The sequence below is a fragment of the Rubritalea tangerina genome (assembly GCF_042683245.1).
Taxonomy (GTDB): domain Bacteria; phylum Verrucomicrobiota; class Verrucomicrobiia; order Verrucomicrobiales; family Akkermansiaceae; genus Rubritalea; species Rubritalea tangerina.
Genome location: NZ_JBHUJB010000035.1, coordinates 27,579 through 48,799 on the forward strand (window position 1 = coordinate 27,579; position 21,221 = coordinate 48,799).

Consider the following 21,221-nt stretch of genomic DNA (forward strand, 5'->3'; position numbering starts at 1 on the left):
CCAGTATTCTTGTGATCTGTGGCGCAGACCACATGTAGCCCACACCCACTAACTTCCCATCTCGGCTTGCGCGCGCTCAACACACGCACAAGCCCTCGATGAAAATACTCTACTAGGCCATGCGTGCTTGCGCATCAGCCTCCAAGGCCGACCACAAATCCACAAGACCCTTGCTGACTTTCTCTTTACTAGATGCCAAATCTCCTGATGGAGCATCCTTACCAAACAAGTAAAACTTAATCTTCGGCTCAGTCCCTGACGGACGCACTGCAAAGGAACGACCATCTTCTAACTCAACAATGAGCATGCCAGCATTGGGGATCGCATCCCCCTCGCTATCTTCAAACTCCTCCTTGGCGAAGTTACGAACGCGACTCACAGCCACACCATCCACTTCGCTCGGTGGGTTGTTAGAATACGACTCATTCAATGCTTTAATCTGCGCAGCTCCCTCAGCACCCTCCATCACCATCGACTTTCCTTGCTCTAAGTGGTAGCCAAATTCCTCATAAATAGAATCTAACAAACCTGCGATAGACTTACCTACACTCTTTGCATAGGCCGCAACCTCAGCAAACATAACTGCTGCCATATTGCCGTCTTTGTCTCGTACAAAGTCTGCCCCGAGGTACCCGTAAGACTCCTCACCTCCGAAGATGAAGAAGCGTGAATACTCAAGCCTTAACTTGCGGCTTTCCTCCTCACTCAGGTCTCGATAACTCCCCTCAATCTTGGAAGCAGGAATCCCATTCTCATACTTCTGCAGTTTGTCCGAAATAAATTTAAACCCAGTTAAGGTATCAACCATGTTCACGCCGAACTTCTCAGCAATCGCCGTCTGCAGCTCAGTAGTGACAAATGTCTTAATCAAGACCGCGTGACCACGGTTAGAATCATTCAAAATTCCAAGGTCAAACATCGTCTTCGTGCGATACCATGCCATCAATGACCCAATCTGGTTTCCTGTGAGCAATTGCATCTCACCAGCATCATTGCGCACAGCCACTCCCATACGGTCACAATCCGGATCCGTGCCAATTACAATCTCAGCATTCTCCTTCTCAGCCAATGCGATCCCCATCGCCAAAGCCGGAGCATTCTCTGGGTTCGGCGAGTCAACCGTCGGGAATCTGCCATCTCCCCCGTCTTGCTCAGCTACCGTCAACACCTCAAAACCTAACTCACGTAAAATAGGAACCGAGATATGGCCCCCTGTGCCATGAATATTCGCAAACACTACCTTTGCTCCACCATTCTCCAATAAATCAGGACGTAACAACAAAGTCTTTAACTTGTCCATGTAGCGACGATCCGCTTCCTCCCCCAGTACTGTCAAACTACCCTGCTCTGACTCAGCTAAGGCATCGTAGGCTTCACTTGTTATGGCTTGAAATGCATCTAACACTCCTGTCGCGTGAGGCTCAACCAGCTGAGCCCCTTGATTGAAGTATGCCTTAAACCCATTGTCATGCGCAGGATTGTGACTCGCAGTGAGAACCACACCCGCATCCAAACGTAACTCGCGGATCAAAAATGATAACTGAGGTGTTGCTCTAGCATCCTCAAACAAATAAGCATCACAACCAAGGTCGGTACAAACCTTCGCACAAAACTCCGCAAAATCACGCGAGTAATGCCGCGTATCGTGAGCAAATGCAAAACTCGGCTTACGTTCAATGCCCTCGCTTGCTAGATACTTCTTCACATAAGTAACCATCCCGCGAATCGCTCTCCCGACATTGTAAAAGTTCATCGTCGCGGTGCCCACACAAGGATGCTCAGGCCTATCGAGTGGTCCACCAGCCCCTTGCTCAGCCTTGGTAACAACACGCCCCACCGTACGACCTCTCAAACCACCAGTACCAAATACCAATGTCTTAAAAAATCGGTCATTAAGCTCATTCCATTCACCTGCTTCAGCAAGCTCAGTAATTGCTTCCTCCGCCACAGATCCTTTCGCTCCTGCTAACAATGCCGCAATGTTCTCGCGGGATGACACCAACAACGCACCGCTATCCACGGCCTTATCCAAAAGGGGTAATAAGTCACTCATTTCGGTCTGGATCATAAGAGTCAAAAATGAGATGGCAACCCCACAAACTCGCTATTCACTCGAATTCACGTCATTTTTCCGTCACATTTTTCTCATGCAAGTACCCGTCCACCAGCTTTTCGAAACAGCCATCGCTAAGCGACAACACCTTCTCGATGACAACACCAATGCCGTGCGCCTGTTCGATGGATCCGGTGATGGCCTCGCCGATGTCTTCCTCGAGTGCTTCGCTGATCGCTGGGTCCTATCCACTAGAGATAATCGCATCTCCCAAGACCTCCGTGAATTCTTCCAACAATGCGGCAAAACCGTTTATTGGAAACAACTCGACCAACACCAAAAAACAAACCCCACACACCTCTTCGGTGCCGAACAAACCACCCCATTCATCGCTCGGGAGTCAGGCATCCAATACGAAATCTCATTCCAGTCAGGTTACTCACAAGGAATCTTCCTCGACCAACGTGAAAACCGTAAACGCGTCCGCCAACGCTCCAACACCGGTGACCGCATCCTCAATACCTTCTCATACACCGGTGCCTTCTCCGTCAGTGCCGCCATGGGTGGAGCCACGACCTCCACACTCGACCTATCCCAACCCTACCTCGACTGGGCCAAAAACAACCTAAGCCATAACCAAATCGACCCAGCTTCCCATTACTTTTGTAAAGGGGACACCTTCCATTGGCTGCGCCGCTTCGCAAAACAAGGACGCAAATTCGACGGAATCATCCTCGACCCCCCAACATTCTCACGTGACGACAAAGGCAAGGTCTTCAGAGTCGAAAAAGACTACCACCGACTCACCGACCTCGCAGCCCAATGCCTCAACCCTGGCGGTTGGATCCTCGCCTCTACCAATTGCCGAAAAATGAGTGACCACGATTTCCTTTTTGAAGCCTCACGCAGACTCCCCCGCCACTACAAGGCCACTCCCCTACCCATGCCAGAAGAATACACCGGTGAACAATACCTTAAGACCCTCTGGTTCGATCTCTAGAATCCTCACCCACTCGCCCATTCGCTAGAGAATTTATTTCGCTTCACAGCCACACTCCCATCCCTCTAACTTCATTCATGAGTCTGATAAAAGCCACCAACCTGCACCGCGGATACAGCGTCGGTAAAAAACGCATCGAGGTCCTCCACGGAATCGACCTCAGCATCCAAAAAGGAGAAAAAGTCTTTCTCTGCGGACCTTCAGGTGCGGGCAAGACCACACTCATGTACACCCTCGCCGGCCTCGAACAACCAGAACAAGGCTCCGTCATCATCGACGGTATCGACCTCTACAAACTCTCAAAAAAACAACAGGCCAAACTGCGTAACGCACGCATGTCCTATATCTTCCAAAACTATTACCTCATGCCCGAACTCACTGCCCTCGAGAATGTCCTCGTGCCAGCCATGATCGGAGGTAAGGCTAATACAGATGCCGCCAAGGCAGCTCTCGACCGCGTTGGACTCTCCCACCGCTACGACCACCTTCCCGCCGAACTCTCCGGTGGTGAACAACAACGCGTCGCCATCGCCCGTGCCATCGTCAACCAACCAGAAATGATCTTCGCTGACGAACCCACTGGCAATCTAGATTCAAAAAACGGCGAACAAGTTATGCAACTCCTCCTGGAACTCGCATCTCAAGACCATGCAACTCTCATTGTCGTCACCCACGACCTCAGCCTAGCCCAATTCGGTGACCGCACACTCATTGTCAAAGACGGTAATGTCGCCGACGGCGAAGTCGCCACACTCACCTAAAAATGCGACCCACCCTCATCCGAGTAGGTCGCATCTCAAATCACCTAAGGTAATTCAGTTGAGTATCAACTAGCTGCGACGACGTCGCAATATCAACCCCACCCCAGCTAAACCAAGTAAAGCTGTGGATGATGGCTCCGGTACTGCAACCACCACCGTCTCTGTGGGTGTCTTAAAGACCGCCTCACCAGCAAACAAGATGTTACGACCACTTCCACCAGGTGTCGTCTCCATCTGCAGCTGAAAACTTGAAGTGTTTGTTAGAGTGAATAACACAGAGCGATTCTCTTGCTGAGGAGTCATGTCTGTCGGATCTGTCGGGTTATCAGTCGCACCACCTGATGTCGTTGCAGTGAAGGACGGATCCAATACACTGCCGCCAACAGTCAATTCAGAATCAACAGTCTTTACGTAACTCTGTAATGATCCATTATCCACTACTCTAATAGTCTCAATGTTGTCGATCCCATCCTTGTTACCCCCTGTGTCTAAATCAAAAAACGCAAAGTCCCAAGATGAAGCCACAACCGCATTCGATGTTCCACTCTCCACAATCGTAAAGGTGAACTCCACTACCGTGTCATTCTGAATGTTGATCTGACCAAATGCTCCATTTAATCCATTGTTCGCTGTATTCGCAGCTTGGTACTGGCCACTACTTACAACTGCTACCAAATCGATCGCTTGGCCTTCTACAGATGCAATGTTAGACCACCTGATCGATCCCGCATTGAGGTCATTCTCATTTGCCCCGAGGTCACTAGAAACCGAACTTCCGCCAAAGTTCAATAATGTCGTGGATTCAACACTTGTCACACCTATCGCCGACGCCGCTAAGATAGGGAGGAATAGTTTTTCTTTCATTTCGATGTTATTGTTTATTCTTACAACATCTACTTAATCCCTTTCCTAGGAAACATGGCTTCCCATGTCTTTCACCGACACCCAAAACCTGAACTCAAAATACATGCAAGAGGGTATACAGTATTCACTAGCTCATCCGGGGAGAGAGTTAAGCAATGTCGAGAACCCACCACCTAACAGACATCAAAAACGCAAGTGATTCCACACTCAAAATCACCACTGAACAATAATTGTTAGAATACGATTAGAAAAAAATCAACACCTAACAAAAACACAAAAAAGCTGCCCCCACTACCAGCAGGAACAGCTTCTCATTATGTATATGGGGTTCTTATCTTATGAAAAAATTATTGTCGCTTGAGCCAGATCTCGACTCGGCGATTCTGAGACCTCCCAGCATCTGAACTATTATCCGCTACCGGCATTGCCTCACCGAATCCTGCAGTCTCAATACGACTCACACCCTTTGCAGAAAGTAACTCTTTAACAGCCTCAGCACGCTTCTTAGAAAGTGAGAGGTTCGCCGACTGACGACCAACGCTGTCTGCAAAACCTACCAAGACTACCGTGTAGTTCTCATTCCCTGGGTTGGCTAGAAAGCTCGACAAACGATCAAGGTTATTGATGGAGTTGATATCAGGTTCATTGGAGCCCTGAACAAAACGAATATTAGCCTGAGTGTCGCGACGGTCAGCAGCACGAATCAGCTGCTTATATGCATTCGGCACACTATTATCTCCAAGAAGTTGCTGCTTCAACTTTTCAGCGTTACTTTGATCTCGCTGTGTAGAAAGCCCCTGCCCAACCAAACCTACTTTATCCACCACTGCTTGCCCGTCGTTTGACATTACAAACTTGATTAAGTCACGTGCCATAGGCTTGGAGTCGATCGGTAAGTAAAAATACAATAAGCGTGCCAATGGGTAATCCTGTGTCTTGACAGTCAAACGAGTTGGCTGGAAGGGACGCGCCTCCTTACCTGCTTGAACCGCAAGCCCCTTGACTGATGAATCAACATACGCCAAGCCTGTAAAACCAATACCTCCTTTGTTGCTAGCAACATTACGCACCAGTAAAGCTGAATCCTCAAAACGTTTCACATTCTTCTCAGTAAGACCAAGCTTATAAGGTTTTAATACCCGAGACTTAAATGTGTCCCATGTCCCAGATTGCTCATCACGAGCAAACACTGCCACAGGTAAATCTGCTCCACCTAGCTGCTTCCAGTTCGTTATTTTGCCAGAAAATAAATGGGCAATCTGCTCCACAGTGAGTGCCTTGATCGGGTTCGAACGGTTCATCACTACAGCCACCCCATCCAATGCAATGGGAAATTCACAAGCCGCAGTACGCAGATCACCAAAACCAGCCTCGTTCAACTTCACTTGCTCCTTGTCCTTCATCGGACGAGATGCCATCCCGATGTCACAATACTTGCCATATAGCCCCACCTTCTTGGTTGAGTCCGTCTCGCCAAACGCCGTGCTAGAACCGTGAGCCTTGATCTCAATCACACCTAACTCTTTCTTCCCAGGACGCTGGTAAGTGATAGTCGCCTCCACACCATCGCGTTCAATAGTGATCCCAGTGTATCCTTGCTTCGCCAAAAACGCCTTCACCAATTCAGGCGCAAGACTCGCTCCCACAGTGTTAGAACCATGCACTCGAAGCATAGTCACGAGCTGTGGCGCTGATGTGTCCACACCCATGCGCTCCGCAAATTGCTTCGCCACTGCAGACTTCGTAGAGTTCTGCATCTCTGCAATGATCACGAACATCCTATCGCGATCCTTATTCTCCGCTGCCACTGTCTTTGCTGCCGCTTCCGGAGCTGACCCTGTCACCTGTAACAAGCCATCAACTCCCTCTTTCACCACTGCTGTGGATTTAAGGTAACCGACAAGCGCCTCGCGACTCTCACGACTCTGCTTCAAGCTCGCGAACTCTTCCTTCAGTGCATCCGCATGCGCAAAAGACATCATCACAGCCATTGCTAACCCGACCAAATAGGTCCCTATGCTTTTAGTTTTCATTGTTTATTTGTAGTTAAAAATTATTTCACCATCTCACCAATGAGATCCCCCGATTTTCCCTTCTTCTGGATCATCGACTCGAGCGATAAATCTTCCTTCTCCCCATTCGCCTTCTTTGTCTCTCCACCTAACAAATCCTCCATACTTGGACCACGCTGCTTTGCTGAAGCTAACATCGCAGCCTCCAAGCTAGGTGCCTCAAGTTCAGGCTCTGGCTCCACTACCTGTGCCACTTCTGCGACAACTGCTTCTTTCTTCTCGGACTCAGCTTCCTCAACTTTTGCCACCACAACCGGCTCCTCCACTTCTGGCGCCTCCGCTACTTCTGCCACCTCTGGAGCTTCGTTTATCTCTTCCAGATCAGGCTCCGCTACGACTTCTTCAACTTCCAAGGTGGTATCAAAAGCCTGTACTGGCACCAATTGAACCTCCGGCTCCCTATTCATCGCATTAGCAATCAATACTCCTCCTAAGCAAAGGGCCACCACACCTACCGCCGCAAATCCTAACATTGCTTTGTTACCTGAACCAACTCCCCCACTTCGTTTACCTCCGCCCTCTCCCGCTTGGGCCGATGCTAACATCTGCCCCACCGGCACTGTCGATGTAGTCGGTGTCATCGATGTCGATAAAATACTGCGCATATGCCCCAAAGGAACATCCATGAGAATAGAAATGGCTCTCTCTAATGAAACTGCTCGGTTGTCTTTAGTCTCATACCCCCATCGAATCACCAAACGCTGCTCATCTCCCTCCTTATAAAGCATATAGCGATCCAAAGAATCGCGTGGATTGGGTACCCTGAAATTTAACAAAATCCCCCCCACCTTGCTCGGAATCTCTTCCTCCTGTAACTTGCGCCTCAAACGAATCCACCCCTCCATGAGCCGCAACATCTCTGCCCTTGGTATGTCACCAATGTTCTTCGCCGGCTTCGCCCTCGGAAAAATGTCCACCCCACTACTATTCAAAATCTGATAACGCTTTACCCCCTTCTTCTCTGTCACAATCGACGGAAACATCGTCTTGAACGATTCAGCCAATACCTTCTGTACCTCCTCACTGTCATAAGACAGCTGATGCCGAGGCGCCCTCAAACCCGGGCTCTGCACAGGCTTCCACTCCTTCGTGTCTATCAATGATAAATCCCCCTTACTCATATAGAGGCATTCGATAGCATCACCAATCTAACAGCCGACACCTTTCAGGTGACAACAACGACACCAAATCTAACAGAATGACTAAAAAGTCACACTCACAAACAATGTTCCATACGAACCATTCTCAGTCTGAGTCCTGAATGTGTCTGACCTCAAAGTATGTACATAACCGAAATCTAACTTTCTATATCGAAACCCTACACCAGCAAACCCTTCAACTACCCATGTCTCCTTCTGCACTCCTGTGTCATAGGACCGAAATACAGGGCCGTCGAGTGTGGCATCATGTGCCACCGCCGTCACCCTGCCGCCTGCTATCAGATAGCTTCCCCAAGTTCCACTCTGCCACTTACCACTATCCCAAACCACCTGTTGCGCATTCTGACTTGCTCGAGTTTCGATTAGTGCATCAGTGATACCCCAGCCATAACGTGTCATCATCCCAACAGAAGCGTTGGCTTTGAATGTCCCCAAAGCCACCCGCACATCAAAATGACTGTCGATCACAGACTGATTCTCAAATGCTCGCGTCAACCCATTCAACCTCCTGCGGTGAGTGAAATACAGATTCCCAGTCACTTCATCAGGAATCTGCGTATCCCATCCCTGAAACTGGTAAATCCCTTGGATATTGTGCATCCATTGCTGCACCTCGCGTGCGCGCGCACTCGGCCCAATCACCCCTAATTCTAACTCTACCGAATTAAAAACAGACGGACTTTTAGCGTGCAATGCATAGCCCCCGCCTAACCAACCAGCGTATGGACGTTCACCTGGTTTCGGCACAGGCGCATATTCGTCTTCGGGTGTGTATATATATTGGCTGAGAGCCAATCCACGTTGATAGACAATCTTGCTACCGCCATCAAACCCAACCATACTTTGCCACCAACTATTCTCCCCCTCTACTCCAACTACATGCGCCAGAACACGATCAAAGCCATTCAGATCTCGATAAAATCGAGTGCCTGAAACCCAAGAGAATCTCAGGCCATTCGTATAGTTACTGTCCTGTCCAGCAACGACATCATTGTCCCAAAAAACTCCAAAATTTCCACTCCCCCGCTCCCCATCATCTGCTTGTATGCCAGCACCCGCCTCCCCAGCTTGCAGCATCCCTGATGCCACAGCTACTGAGACCAATGCCGAACACAACCTATGCATCCGGAGTCTCTCGGCCTAGACGTTTGTCAATATCTGCAATGTACTTCCATGGACAACGCTTTCGCTGATACTTGCGGAAAAGTACTTCCCTCAGCTTCTCCCAAAGCTCATCACTTGCCTCATCAATATCTTCCCATTCTGGGCGCTCCCGCCGTGACCCCTTCATTGCGGTAGCAAATCGCCACTCGCGCGCAAATAGTACCGCCTTATACACACGCACACCTTCGTCGGTATCCTCTCTCCATTCGTGTCTTTCCTTACTTGGCATGCCCGAAGATTCCCAAAGATATGCCAGAAAAGCAACCTCAATCACGCCTACTCAAAGTCGCATACAACATCGAACCAATCACCAACACACCTCCAATAATTAAGCCCCATCCCGCTGATTCACCCGGTAAAAAAAGTAACGACTGCACGACCCCACAAACCGGAATGATAAATCGACAACTCGCCAATAAGGGTACCGGATATTGGATAGAAAGCGCATTCCATATCGCAAACCCCACAGCGGATACAAAAGCCAACCACAGCGTCATACCAAGCACGTAAGTGTCAAACAATATGCCCAGCCTCCCCCATGAAGGAGCTGCTAACAACACTAAGGCCACGCCTCCAAAAAAGAGAGAAAAACCCGTCGCAGCCCTCGAACCCATCGTCTCCTTAATCTTGGTATAAGTCACCACACCCAATGATCCAAAAAATGTTGAGGCCATGATGCATAATGCTCCCAACACTGGGTTCCCAGCTCCAGCTCCAGGCGCATAAACCGCCATCCCGACTCCCACAGCCCCCACACACAACAACAACCATTGCCGAACCTGTGGCCACGCAGTCCCCAACATCAGAGGAGCTAACAGCATCCACCAAAAACTCCCCGTTGCTGCCATCAATGCCCCCAAACTCCCGCTCGAAAGCGAAAGCCCTAAATAGAAAAATAAATACTGAAAAAATGTCTGCCCCAATGACAAGGTCACCAAATGCCGCTTCTCCGTCTTGCGCCATTCTTCCAGTGGCTTCTTTGCCACCAGCAATAGCCCCAAGCCTCCAAGCGTAAAACGTACCCCCGCAAACAACCAACGATCCCAGATCTCTACCTCCACCCCAACCTGCCCCCAGTGCTGGTACACTAATTTAATACACGGAAAAGCACTGCCCCATAACAAAGCACACACAAGTACTGGGAGAAAAACATAATAGGGTGAGCGCTGCATCACTTCGCAGCCTCACCCTAGATCAATGAGCAAACAAGCCCGAATACTCAGCTCTACCCAATGAAGTCCTCCCTTCTAAAAGTCTCGCCCAGTAGCTACAACTTTATCTCACTCCCCTAACAGCCTTCACTAGAAGAGCCTCCACTCCAACTCCACCCAAAGAATTACTTCTCTACGGGTAATCCCTCTTTCTCCCAGCTCAACATACCCTTGTTCATGTGGTAAATCTTCTCAAAGCCCAGTTTTTTGAATACCGCCATCGCCTTGCCACTGCGCCCACCACTTCGGCAATGTACCAAATACGGCTTCTTCTTATCTAACTTGGCCAACTGCGCCTCAAAGCCCTTATCTTTCACATCAATCACCACTGCGTTCTTTAAATGCCCAGAACCATGCTCCCCCTTTGTCCTGACATCAATCACTTGCGGTGGGTTCTTTGACTTCAATAACGCAGCAGCTTGCTTCGCCGAAACATCCACAATCTCTGTCGCCATCCCCATTGCTACACCCATAAACATCAATGCTAAAATACGAATAACCATTTTCATAACACCCACCACTCTACCCGAATTCCTCCCTCCCGTCTACCACTCTGAAAACCAAACTCCACCACCACACTCAGTGCCTCTCTTGATACCTCCCCCCACCACTCCAACATTGCCGGATTGCTTTTCCCCTCATCCCAAGCTTAGCTATCCCTATGAATATTGAAGTTGCTGAAAAACCACTCGCCTGGGGCACCCTCGACCTCTCACTCTTCGGAGTCGATAAAGACTGGTTCGGAAAACCCGTCCAGCCCCCCGTCGCCTTCGGATTCGCCGCCGACCTCAATTACCTCTGGTTCGTCGCAGCTCACCAAAAATCCCCAGTCATCCACCCAGAAGCCCGTCCAGGTGACTTCAAGGCTGAACTCTGGAAATACGATGTTGCTGAGTTCTTCTTGTTAGACCCCTCCAGCGGTCGCTATCTCGAATTCAACCTCGCCCCTAATGGCGCATGGTGGTCAGCAGAATTTACCGCACCCAGAATCCGCGCAGAAATTGCCGACGAACCATTCCCCGGTGTCGCCACATACGCTGATATGGCTGCCGACGGCTCTTGGCTCACAGCAGCAGCCCTCCCACTCGAACATTTGCGTAAACGACTCAACTTCAGCCCTGAGTCTAAGCTCAATGCGACCTTCATCCTCAATTCCCCTGATCAACAATTTTTGACTGCTGCAAACCTAGGGACGGGGGAACCCAATTTCCACCAACCAGACAAATTTCCGAAAGTTAACTTCTTCCACAACAAACCTCAGTAACTTTCCTCCCCCAAATCCCTGTCACTTCTTTGCTCGTGAGTAGCGCGCCCTCCGCTGCCCCGCATCCGCCTGTGCACGAGGAACCCCCTCTTCCTGAACCGGCTCACTGGTTTCAGGCTCTGCCACTGCCTCAGAAGCCACATACACTTCCCTTCTACGCTTCCTCTCACCACTCTTGAAAGAGAAACTAAACTTCCGCCAAGGTACAGCATGGAAACTCCAGCCCACTCTGGTCACTAAAGCATCCAAAACCATGAGTACTAATGCCAATACCGCCAGCGGAATACGTAAATCCGCCTGCTTCTCTAACTGAGGACGCAACCAGGCATCTGATAGATCAATCACCTCACGACCATCAGTCTGTGCCGAAACCTCCCGCAACTCGTGCACCCTCTCAGGGTCAAAGGCCCATTCCGCACTCGTTCCTACAGCTAAGGGACCAAATGGAATAGCTTGGTCGCCAACCCGTATCGCCCCCCGCACCACGCTCCCTTCCTCCAAATCATAACTCATCGAAAAATGCCCAGGCGCGATCCTCTTCCACGCTAGCGCACTCACACCCGCTGTATCGCCAAGTTCTTCAAACAAACGCACCTCGGGTGCCCGCAATCCAAATGATTCAGCCCAAATCTCTGGATCGTACATCAAATCAACACTCAGTCGTGTCCCGACAATCCGGTGCCGCACCCCGATCCCCGGTGGCAACTCACTCCCCATCAACCACCGACTTATTGTCTGAACAAAATCTCCATATTGCTCCCACGCCCTAACTTCCTCAGAAAATTCTCCACCTAAGGGAAAAGAAACCGCAGCAGTCCTGCCAATCCCTCTCCGTGCGTGCGCAATCAACGGCGCCTTGTACTCATCACGCGAAATTAACGAAACCGTAGCATCCTCTCGCGCATACGATAAATTATACCCACCCACCTTCGCTAACCATCCCATCGGCTTGGGTGATACATCTGACCAATGCCCCGTCGCCTGCGCCCCAGTCACTTCCTCCACAAAAGCTGAACGCGCCAAAGTCACCGTCTCCTGCGCAAATAACTTCGGTATATCCATCGGCTTGTTAGTGAAAAACACCCTCCCTTTCCCCCTCTTGGCGATGTCCTCCAAAAACTTAGCATCCGTGTCCGAACGCGAACCCAATCCAATCACTGAGATAGTCGCCCCCTTCTGGTTCATTTGCTCAATGAGCTTCTTATAACCACCTGGCTCTTCCGCATCAGCCGCATCAGCAAAAAGAATCATATGCTTCGTCGCTATCGGGACCTTCTTTAACTCAGACCATGCATCCTTCAGCCCAGTATAAACGTAAATACCTCCCCCTTGAGATTTGATCCTCCTCACCCTCTTTATCATCTTGTCCTTGTTCCCCAATATCCCCTGCTGCTTCACAACGGTATGCGTCCCTGAGTCGACAGCATAAACAGCCACACTATCTTGTGCCCCTAACAACTTAATGGCATTCTCAGTCCCGCTATTAGCGAGATCCATCTTCGTCCCCTTACCTGCCGGCGCACCCATCGACCCCGAACGGTCAAGCACCACCGCCATAGCCACCGCTAACTTTCTCTGATCCTCTTTCAGCTCCATCGAGATGGGCAGCAAAGAATCAATCGATGACTGGAAGTACCCTCCCGATCCAAATGAATGCTTTCCTCCCACCATCATAAACCCTCCCCCTTGCTCACGCACAAAGAAGTCTAACGCATCAAGAAAATCTGCAGGCACTTCATGCGCAGCTATGTTGTTAAAGACCACAGCCCTCGCCCCTGAGAGCTGGCCCACCTTCAAATCAAGCGGTGTAAACACCTGCTTAACCTCCAAGCCTTGCTCCCTCAATGCCTTTGCAACGGGATCCCCCGTATACTTCGATGCCAACAAGACTCTAGGACCTCCCGCTACTTCCACCCACTTCACAGCTTTGTTGTTTCCTCTGTGAGTATCCGTCTCAGGCACAATCTCAGCAGCAAATTCATACGCACCAGACTGCTGCAAACGCGTACTAAACTCAGCCTTTCCTACACCATTGAGCACCCTCACTTGAGCTCCAGGTTTACTGATCATCTTCCCATTTTGATAAATTCTCAATGGTACCAATCCGTCTTCAAAGCCTCTTACCGTCACCCCCATCACAAAGGGTTCACGCACCTGAACCCGTTCGGGTAACTCAATGCGCGCCACCCTAAAGTCGTCCGTCATATCCTCACGCACCAACCTATAATCTAACGGAATTCCCTGAGCGTTCATCTTACGCACCACATCCCCCAACGGCTCAGTGCTATAACCATCCGTGAATAAGAGTACCCTCGAGGGCCTCTCCTCGCTAGCCAATGCTGCCACGTGCTCTAACGCCAATCTCGTGCGTGTTAACTTCTTGCTCCCCCGGTACACCTCAGTCTCAGAACCTGCCTCCTTGACCAAGGCGTCTCCCGCATAATGCATCACCTGAAGTCGAGACCCGTTGTTCGGTTTGGAGCTATCAAGCAAATCTGTCCACTCCTCACTATGAGCCGTCACCAATTCCTCGGTAGATTCAGAAACATCAAACAACACCCATAAATCTAAAGCATCCTCATACTTGTCCACGGATGGACGCATGAATAACAAAGTCAAAACTGCAAGCACACACACCCGCAACGGCCGAAATATATCCAACCGCTTCACCACATACCCCATCAGCATGAGCGCGGGAAATAATAATATCCATTCTGGGTGCTGAAATTCCATTGATCAACCAATCCGTTTATTTGTGAAAAACCACGATCCTAACAAAGCCACAACAATCATCAAAACAACATAGCGCCAAAGATGGTCTTCCTCAGTATGCCGATCGACAGCCTCCCCTAACTCAGGCGCCCAAATATCCTGCTCCACACAATCCGTAAAGTCAGCCTCTCGTGTATCCGCAAAGTGAGCCCCCCCATGCACCAGCTCAACTCCCCCTTGCTGAACCTTGAAAAATCCTGGTTTTCCTAGAGCTGTCACATGCGCCGGACGCACCTCTACTCCCTTCCCTACTGGGCTGCCATTTAAATCCACTTCCCTAAACTCCACCATTCCCGATCCTGCAAGAGGGTCAGTTGCAACTTCTAACATTTGCCCAGTCTCGACATTAAGCGACTCAAAACCCACCTTCGCACGCCTCAAGCGCTCAACAAACCTCCAAAGCAAAACCACAAAAGCTTCCTGTTTCTGAGCATTTGATTGCTCCCAATCAAAATTTACGACTAAAACCTCATGCTCTCCTCCCCTCAGATAAAGAAGGGCACGATCCCCCTGCCATAATAAGACCGTATCATGCTCGGTATGCGGTACCCCTGCAGACTCTCTCACCAATAAAGACTGCCAGTTCAAACCATCCATCAGTGGATGCTTCTCAGCTACAATCTCACCTTTCTGGTACTTCCCACCAGAACCCTTCACAAACACTATCGCATCACCTTCCACCTCACTAGATGGACGTACCAGTGAAACATCCACCTCACTCGCATCCTGAGCTCGAATCACACCCTCAAAACTACGTACTAACTTCTCATCTAACCCCTCCAGCTCACCCGTACTTAACACCTGTACCTCCTTGGGCTGAGGCCGAACCACCGGCATCACATCGTCCAAAACAAAAGCGTCTTCACTCAGCCACACCTTACACACATCTTGCCCCTCTGGGAATAAACCTTGCAAAGTAACCACACCTCGCGCCGGAAGCTCCACACTCCTCTTACTGCTGCGCTGCCCACCAGCTAACTCAACAAACCACTCCCGCACTTGCGGAACAGCTGCATAATTCTTCACGCTCACCCGCCAAACTAAGTCCCCATCGCGCCTCTCAAACTCCACCCCTGTCATGCCACAATTCGCAACTTCTTGCCCCACAGCAAATACGTGCGTCCCAAACTCCGGCTGAGTCACTTCTCTATCAGTTAAATAAACCACACTCCCCTTCTCTCCCACCATGCTACGAGCCATTTTCAAACTATCCCTCACTCCATGCGCACTGCCCCCTGCCTCCCACGCTCGAAACGCCTCTAAAAAGCTTTGCCTAGAATCTCCATGATAAATCCGTGCCTTAGAGGGATCAGAATCTAATAAAAAAAATTCCACAGCACTGGCATTCCCTCGCAGCTTCTCTAACTCAGAATCAATCTTAGCTATCGCCTCGCCCTTGAATACCGCCATCGACGCCGAACTATCCACCACCACCGCCAACTTCTGCACAGAAGCTTCCTTCAAATAACGTGGCCCACTCAAAAGCCACGTAAATAATAACACCATCAATAACTGTAACCACAGTGGCGGTGAATTGAGCAACCTCTCAAAATTGCGCCCCCTCGCACTCTCTCGCTGGGTTTGCTGAACTAAAAACAGCGTGCTCACTGGCAAGGCCTTCGCTCGCCGCTGAAAAAAGTGAATCACCAATATGATCGGTATCCCTAACAAGCCTAATAGACCATATGGATTAGAAAAAATCATCTCACTTTAAGACCAAGCCTCCTCGCCCAACTGCCTCCTGACTCAATGCTTCAAAGAGCGCCCCATCTGAAGGGACTCTGGCAAAACAACTCTGGTACCGCCTCGCGGCCTCCTGCCAAACATCAAAGTGCTTCGCATAGGCACTCTTGTACGCCATCACAGCCTGCACATCCATCGTGTGACTGTGCCGAGTCCCCTTCTCTACATCAACAAATTCATAATTCCCCGACCACTCAGGGGTCGATTCCCTGCGACTGTGCGGGCAGAGTAAAATCAAACTCCCGTGCCGAGCACTCAATTGACGAAAAATAGGTGCAGGGTCCCCCTCAAATAAACAATCTGATACCCAAACACGTATCGCATTGCTCCTCAATGCCACACGCTCCACCATCGGCACAGCCCCTTGAGATGCCTCAGATAACTCCCTAGCTATCGTATACCATTGCCCGTTGGAAAGACTCTCCATCTCAATCCCTCTCACTTCATTTCCTGAAACCAAATGTATCGATAAAGATGCCCCAGAACTCATCGCACTGAGACCAATAAATAAAAACACCTCCGCCACCCTCCGAGCCTTCTCGTCATCAAAGAACATCGACTCAGTGACATCTAACATTAAATCCACAACTGGACGCACCTCCTCTCGGTACAACTTCATCGTATACTGCCCGGTCCGAGCATATGCCTGCCAGTTGATATGCCGAGGGTCATCTCCCGGTACATAACTCCGGTGGTCCTGAAAATCAATCGATGAACCAACCCCAGCGCCGGCAAACTCTCCCGCCTGCCCGCGCCAAACCCGCGCATTGAGTGGAAGACCCAGCCTGCTGAGACATGCCTCGGCGCACACCCGCGCCTGTACTGCCTGTACTAATTCCACTCCCATCCCTACTTCTTCTCAATCAGTTCCTCAGCTGCTAATTCTGACTCTCTCACATGCTTCCAAACTACCTTACTGGTCACCAAGGCAATCGCACTATACGCAATGTAGGACAAATAACCAAAGGCGATCATCGTCCCCTCATACGAATTGCCTAACGAAAACGTGCCAAAAAGATTTGCAGTCGGCAACCAACAGAAGAGTAATAACAGCCCATCTTGATCAGTCACCTCCGCAAGAACCAGCGCCAACAAACCGACTAACCAAGTGAACATCATCACCGCTAAGTAGATACCAAAAATGTTCGCTGACTTTCGGAAAAACAACCGGTACACCACAAGCGGAAATACCAATATGCTAAACGAGTTGATCACAGTCGCATGCAACTCATCATCGTCAAATAACTCAAAACCACTGATCGCATTGAGCACCTGCAAAATGACAAATAAACTCGCCACGTAAAACACCCCACTCGCCCACCCCGGATACAGTACGCGCCCAGTCACATTGCCCACACCAAACTTCCTCACAAAGGGTAAACACACTTGCGGTACCAAATAAGGATGCTCAGTCAACGCGGTCAGCGCCAAGGGCAATATTAATATCCAGCCCAAAATCAGAGCAGCGTCCTCATCCACTGGCATCATCAAAAGCGTCGCAAGAACTACTAGACCATACCCGATTAACTTCCTTGGCGTGCTCCGGTTCTCCGCTAGTGGAGCAATCAACGACGCCCCAAAGTCTAAACTTAACCACATCACATACCCACTAACACCGATAAAGGCCAATAATCCATATAGAGCATCTGGATCACTCAAAGTTAAAGCATCAACTAAACCCTCCCTCGCAAAAATCACTCCCATCGATATCGTCTGTAAGAGAAAAAAACCTCCGATCAAACAAACTATCCCCCTCAGAATGATCGATGGCACAGCCGACAAACCTACCGTCAATGCAGTCAATGCCGCCGAAGCTACAAAAATAAGCAACAACAACGCTATCTCTGCAAATAACTGCATCCCACCAAAGAAATAACGCATGATCATATACGGCAACAAGGTCACTAATATTAACCCAGATTGCCCAACCAAAGACACCCACTTGCCAAAGACAATTCTCCATGCACTCAACTTCGTCAGCACCATCAAATCAATAGTCTTGCCCTTGATCTCCGACGATAGAGCTGTGATCCCTCTCAACGGCTGCACAAACATTACCGCCAATGAGAAAAATGCAATCAATGTACTCGATAAGGATTCACCAGAATTTCCATAAGAGGATGCTGTGCTGAATCCTATCATCACTAACACAAGCAATGCCTGTAATGCGATAAACAGAATCACAAACCCCATCCCACGCATCCCCTGACGCAGTTCCTTAACTAACATCGGACTCAGCTTATCTGAGAAGTCGTTAATCTTCTCTAACACTGGATTCACTTTTACTACTTCACTCACTTTCTTATAAACGTGTTATTGGTTCACTTCGACATTTGCCGTCTCCTTGGCCCGCTGATTCGGCAATGGCGGTGGACTCACCTGAGGCACCTGCCCCTCATCTATCTGCCCTAAGATATCAATAAAGGCATCCTCTAGGTTCCGCTGCTCCTTGTGGAACTCCACCACCTGCAAACCATCTTTGATCATACGTGATAACACTTTGGCTGCCTGCTCCGGCTCATTCGAATCAATCCGTATCCTCCCCCCTCGCTTCCTCTCGTCTACTAGCTCCACATAGGGTGATGTCACCGCCCAGTCCGCTAAGGCTCTCGCCTCACCTACCACCTGCACATCATAAAAGACTCCTCCCGCATGATCAGATCCATGCTTCAATGACTCCGCATCCCCGTGGTGGACAATCCTCCCCCCATTGATGAATAACAACGAGTCACACATCTCCCCCAATTCCGATAAAATATGAGAAGAGATAAAGATCGTCTTACCCTCCTCCGCTAATATCCTAATCAGATTCTTCAGCTCCACCCTCGCTTTCGGATCCAAGCCCGCTGCCGGCTCATCCATGATCAATACCTCCGGATCATGCAATAACGACCTCCCTAAACATAAACGCTGTGTCATCCCTTTTGATAACTTGTTAGACATTCGATCTGATATATCTAACAAATCAGCAAACTCCATCACCTCCTGCACTCGCATCATTCTCTCCTGCCCCTGATAGCCCAATGCTCTGGCATAAAAATCAAGGTACTCAAGAATCGTCATATTCTCGTAGTTGCCAAAATCATCAGGCATCCAGCCAATCAAAGAACGCACCTGTGTCGGTGCATTGATCACATTGTGACCACAAATTTCCACCGTCCCCGAGGTTGCATAATCAAGGGTCGCCAATATCCGCATCGTCGTTGTCTTGCCCGCCCCATTGGCCCCTACAAAACCACACACTGAACCACGTGGAACCTCAAATGAAAGATCATCCACTGCCTTAAGCGCTCCAAAATGACGCTTAAGATTTTTTACTCGTATCGCTATATCTGACATCACTTTCTTGCTCTATTGGGCCACCACTGGGCCAGTAATTATGGAATGCGTCGCCTGCCAGTCGATCGATGGATGCGTATCAATCGCCGGTGCCGCTTTTGTAATCGCAAAAAAGTGCTCTTTCCTGCCCATCAAATCAGTCACTGTTAAATCTCGCAAATTGTGAGTTAATAGCTCTCCAGCATCCCACAAAATGTCTCTCGCTTCTTGCGCGCTCACCAGCTCAACCTTTGCCTTTGCCCCCTGCTCCACTGAGGCTGCACTTGACCACCACCGGCCATCCGCATCCTGATAGAGAACCTTGTCCAACGCGAACTCAAAACCTGAATGCAATACCGGACTCTCAGCATCTCCTGATAGTGACACACGTCCTCTTGTTGGAACGACGGCTTCAACATAGTGCGCTAACTCAGATCTCGACTGAAACCAGTCACCCTCAGCAATAGTCCCATTCTCCCCCTGAGAGATAACATACTGCCCCGCTCCCCCAGCCGTATCCAAAGTCACCCTTGATAATCGAGAACGCTCAAGCGGCAATGGCGATAAACTTGCATTCACAGAAGTCTCAAAACTTGAATCTAACAAGATCCCTGTTCGACAAAATTGTTGCTGCTTCACATAGGCTTTGTACTCACCATCGTCAGCCCTCACTTCTACTAGCTGCACCCGCTCACCCTCTCCACCAAATCCATCCTGTAAAATGATCACACAAACCAAAATCGCACTCGCCCCCAATGCTATTAATGGCGTCGTGATAAACATCCGATGCCGCCGACCAGCCTTCGCAAATACAAATAAATTCACCGGCCCCACCACAATACCGAAGGCTAACAATACCAACACTAACAATGTTGGTTTAAAACCCTCGCCCTTCAATTTATCGTATAAGCCCCAACTCGAACTACTGTAATCGTGCTGCAGTTGTTGTGGCATTGGCTCTTGAGTCTTACGCCCCATCACCACTTGACGAAACTTCTTCTCGTCCACCTTCCCTTCACTATCCATCGACATGATGTCCACCCTCCCAAAAGATCTTCTCTCACCTCGCTTCTTCTCGCCAAATCCAAGTCGCAGCATGTCGATTGAAGCATCTTCAGTGTACACCATCAAGTGTCCACCCAGTCGGTTCCATTCCATGATCGCATTGCGTGCCGGAGCCTCGAGACCTAACCATTCAGAATCCGTAAGCACAAGCGTGTCAAAGCCGACATAAGCGCGCCAGTCACCACTCAATTTCTCAGGCACAAACTCCCCAGCCGCCTCAATATTTCCACGAGAAGAACTTATATAACGCTCCACCTCATCGTCAATCTTCGCACCATTCACCCCATTCAAAAATTCACTCATCACTACCGATGGCCACTCAGAGCTCTGCTCCCAACTCATGTAATCATCTTGCGCTTCAAAACCCGACGTCTCCGTGCGCATCTCCAAACTTAGATCATTGACATCCGCTCCGTGAGGACTCGCATACATCGTGACGATCGGCACCAATACCTCATACTGCTTGCTCTCACCCGCTGGACAACTAAAGGCATAGCTAGAACTCAAAACATTATCGTCTGAGCCTGACCCATACCAATGATAACCCGCACCATCCGTCGATTTAAAACTCACATACCAAACCCTCTCAGACTGTGACATGTTGCTCAACGATACCTCCACAGGTAAATACCCATGCGTCGGTAGCGAACTGTAGTCACTCGTCGCTTTCAGCTTTAGCATGCCCTTCAGGTGAGAAATGTCAGCAATGACCTCTCTAGCCTGCGCTGCCACAACCATTAGGGACGCCAGCCCCATACTTAAATATTTATTCAT

Annotated in this window: 17 protein-coding genes; 3 read left to right on the forward strand and 14 right to left on the reverse strand. The window is 49.6% G+C overall.

All coding sequences use genetic code 11. The features are described from left to right. Positions 1-112: 112 nt before the first annotated feature. Positions 113-2,053 (reverse strand): phospho-sugar mutase, encoded by a 1,941-nt coding sequence (locus ACFSW8_RS08345; protein ID WP_377177946.1) that lies wholly within the window; start codon positions 2,051-2,053, stop codon positions 113-115. 31 nt (positions 2,054-2,084) lie between these two features. On the opposite strand from ACFSW8_RS08345, the gene ACFSW8_RS08350 reads away from it, so the two are divergent. After that, complete coding sequence (locus ACFSW8_RS08350; protein WP_377177948.1) at positions 2,085-3,053, forward strand: class I SAM-dependent rRNA methyltransferase; 969 nt, start codon at positions 2,085-2,087, stop codon at positions 3,051-3,053. A gap of 77 nt (positions 3,054-3,130) precedes the next feature. Then, complete coding sequence (locus tag ACFSW8_RS08355; protein WP_377087151.1) at positions 3,131-3,814, forward strand: ABC transporter ATP-binding protein; 684 nt, start codon at positions 3,131-3,133, stop codon at positions 3,812-3,814. A 69-nt stretch (positions 3,815-3,883) separates the two neighbouring features. On the opposite strand, the gene ACFSW8_RS08360 is transcribed toward ACFSW8_RS08355, so the two are convergent. From ACFSW8_RS08360 to ACFSW8_RS08390, 7 genes are all read right to left on the reverse strand, one after another. Next, complete coding sequence (locus ACFSW8_RS08360) at positions 3,884-4,678, reverse strand: PEP-CTERM sorting domain-containing protein (protein ID WP_377087153.1); 795 nt, start codon at positions 4,676-4,678, stop codon at positions 3,884-3,886. 347 nt (positions 4,679-5,025) lie between these two features. Then, positions 5,026-6,711, reverse strand: a complete 1,686-nt coding sequence (locus ACFSW8_RS08365; RefSeq protein ID WP_377087157.1) for a DUF1318 domain-containing protein — start codon at positions 6,709-6,711, stop codon at positions 5,026-5,028. Between the two features lie 20 nt (positions 6,712-6,731). Beyond that, the gene (locus ACFSW8_RS08370) at positions 6,732-7,871 is read right to left on the reverse strand and encodes a hypothetical protein (protein ID WP_377087158.1); all 1,140 of its coding nucleotides are present in this window, start codon (positions 7,869-7,871) and stop codon (positions 6,732-6,734) included. Positions 7,872-7,952: 81 nt separating this feature from the next. Further along, entirely contained in the window at positions 7,953-9,035 is a 1,083-nt protein-coding gene (locus ACFSW8_RS08375; protein WP_377087160.1) for a lipid A deacylase LpxR family protein, read from the reverse strand. After that, complete coding sequence (locus ACFSW8_RS08380) at positions 9,028-9,303, reverse strand: hypothetical protein (protein WP_377177950.1); 276 nt, start codon at positions 9,301-9,303, stop codon at positions 9,028-9,030. The genes ACFSW8_RS08375 and ACFSW8_RS08380 overlap by 8 nt, the downstream gene beginning before the upstream one ends. Before the next feature lie 37 nt (positions 9,304-9,340). Beyond that, positions 9,341-10,246, reverse strand: a complete 906-nt coding sequence (locus ACFSW8_RS08385) for a DMT family transporter (protein WP_377087162.1) — start codon at positions 10,244-10,246, stop codon at positions 9,341-9,343. Positions 10,247-10,410: 164 nt separating this feature from the next. Further along, positions 10,411-10,794 (reverse strand): rhodanese-like domain-containing protein, encoded by a 384-nt coding sequence (locus tag ACFSW8_RS08390; RefSeq protein WP_377177952.1) that lies wholly within the window; start codon positions 10,792-10,794, stop codon positions 10,411-10,413. 152 nt (positions 10,795-10,946) lie between these two features. Here ACFSW8_RS08390 and ACFSW8_RS08395 point away from each other — a divergent pair, with 152 nt between their 5' ends. Further along, entirely contained in the window at positions 10,947-11,549 is a 603-nt protein-coding gene (locus tag ACFSW8_RS08395; RefSeq protein WP_377087166.1) for a DOMON domain-containing protein, read from the forward strand. Positions 11,550-11,570: 21 nt separating this feature from the next. Here the strand turns inward: ACFSW8_RS08395 and ACFSW8_RS08400 are convergent, their stop codons facing one another. Genes ACFSW8_RS08400 through ACFSW8_RS08425 form a run of 6 tightly spaced genes read right to left on the reverse strand, consistent with a single transcriptional unit; the run spans position 11,571 to position 21,221 of the window. Continuing rightward, positions 11,571-14,282, reverse strand: coding sequence for a VWA domain-containing protein (locus ACFSW8_RS08400; protein WP_377087167.1), 2,712 nt, complete (start codon positions 14,280-14,282; stop codon positions 11,571-11,573). 3 nt (positions 14,283-14,285) lie between these two features. Further along, positions 14,286-16,025 carry a BatA domain-containing protein gene (locus ACFSW8_RS08405; RefSeq protein ID WP_377087168.1) on the reverse strand — a complete coding sequence of 580 codons (1,740 nt, stop codon included), beginning with the start codon at positions 16,023-16,025 and terminating at the stop codon, positions 14,286-14,288. Between the two features lies 1 nt (position 16,026). Continuing rightward, positions 16,027-16,911 (reverse strand): DUF58 domain-containing protein, encoded by an 885-nt coding sequence (locus tag ACFSW8_RS08410; protein ID WP_377177954.1) that lies wholly within the window; start codon positions 16,909-16,911, stop codon positions 16,027-16,029. Positions 16,912-16,913: 2 nt separating this feature from the next. After that, positions 16,914-18,362, reverse strand: coding sequence for an ABC transporter permease (locus ACFSW8_RS08415; protein WP_377087171.1), 1,449 nt, complete (start codon positions 18,360-18,362; stop codon positions 16,914-16,916). Positions 18,363-18,377: 15 nt separating this feature from the next. Continuing rightward, positions 18,378-19,403: an ABC transporter ATP-binding protein gene (locus ACFSW8_RS08420; RefSeq protein WP_377087173.1), complete on the reverse strand. Its 1,026-nt coding sequence runs from the start codon at positions 19,401-19,403 to the stop codon at positions 18,378-18,380. Between the two features lie 12 nt (positions 19,404-19,415). Continuing rightward, positions 19,416-21,221: a hypothetical protein gene (locus ACFSW8_RS08425; RefSeq protein WP_377087175.1), complete on the reverse strand. Its 1,806-nt coding sequence runs from the start codon at positions 21,219-21,221 to the stop codon at positions 19,416-19,418.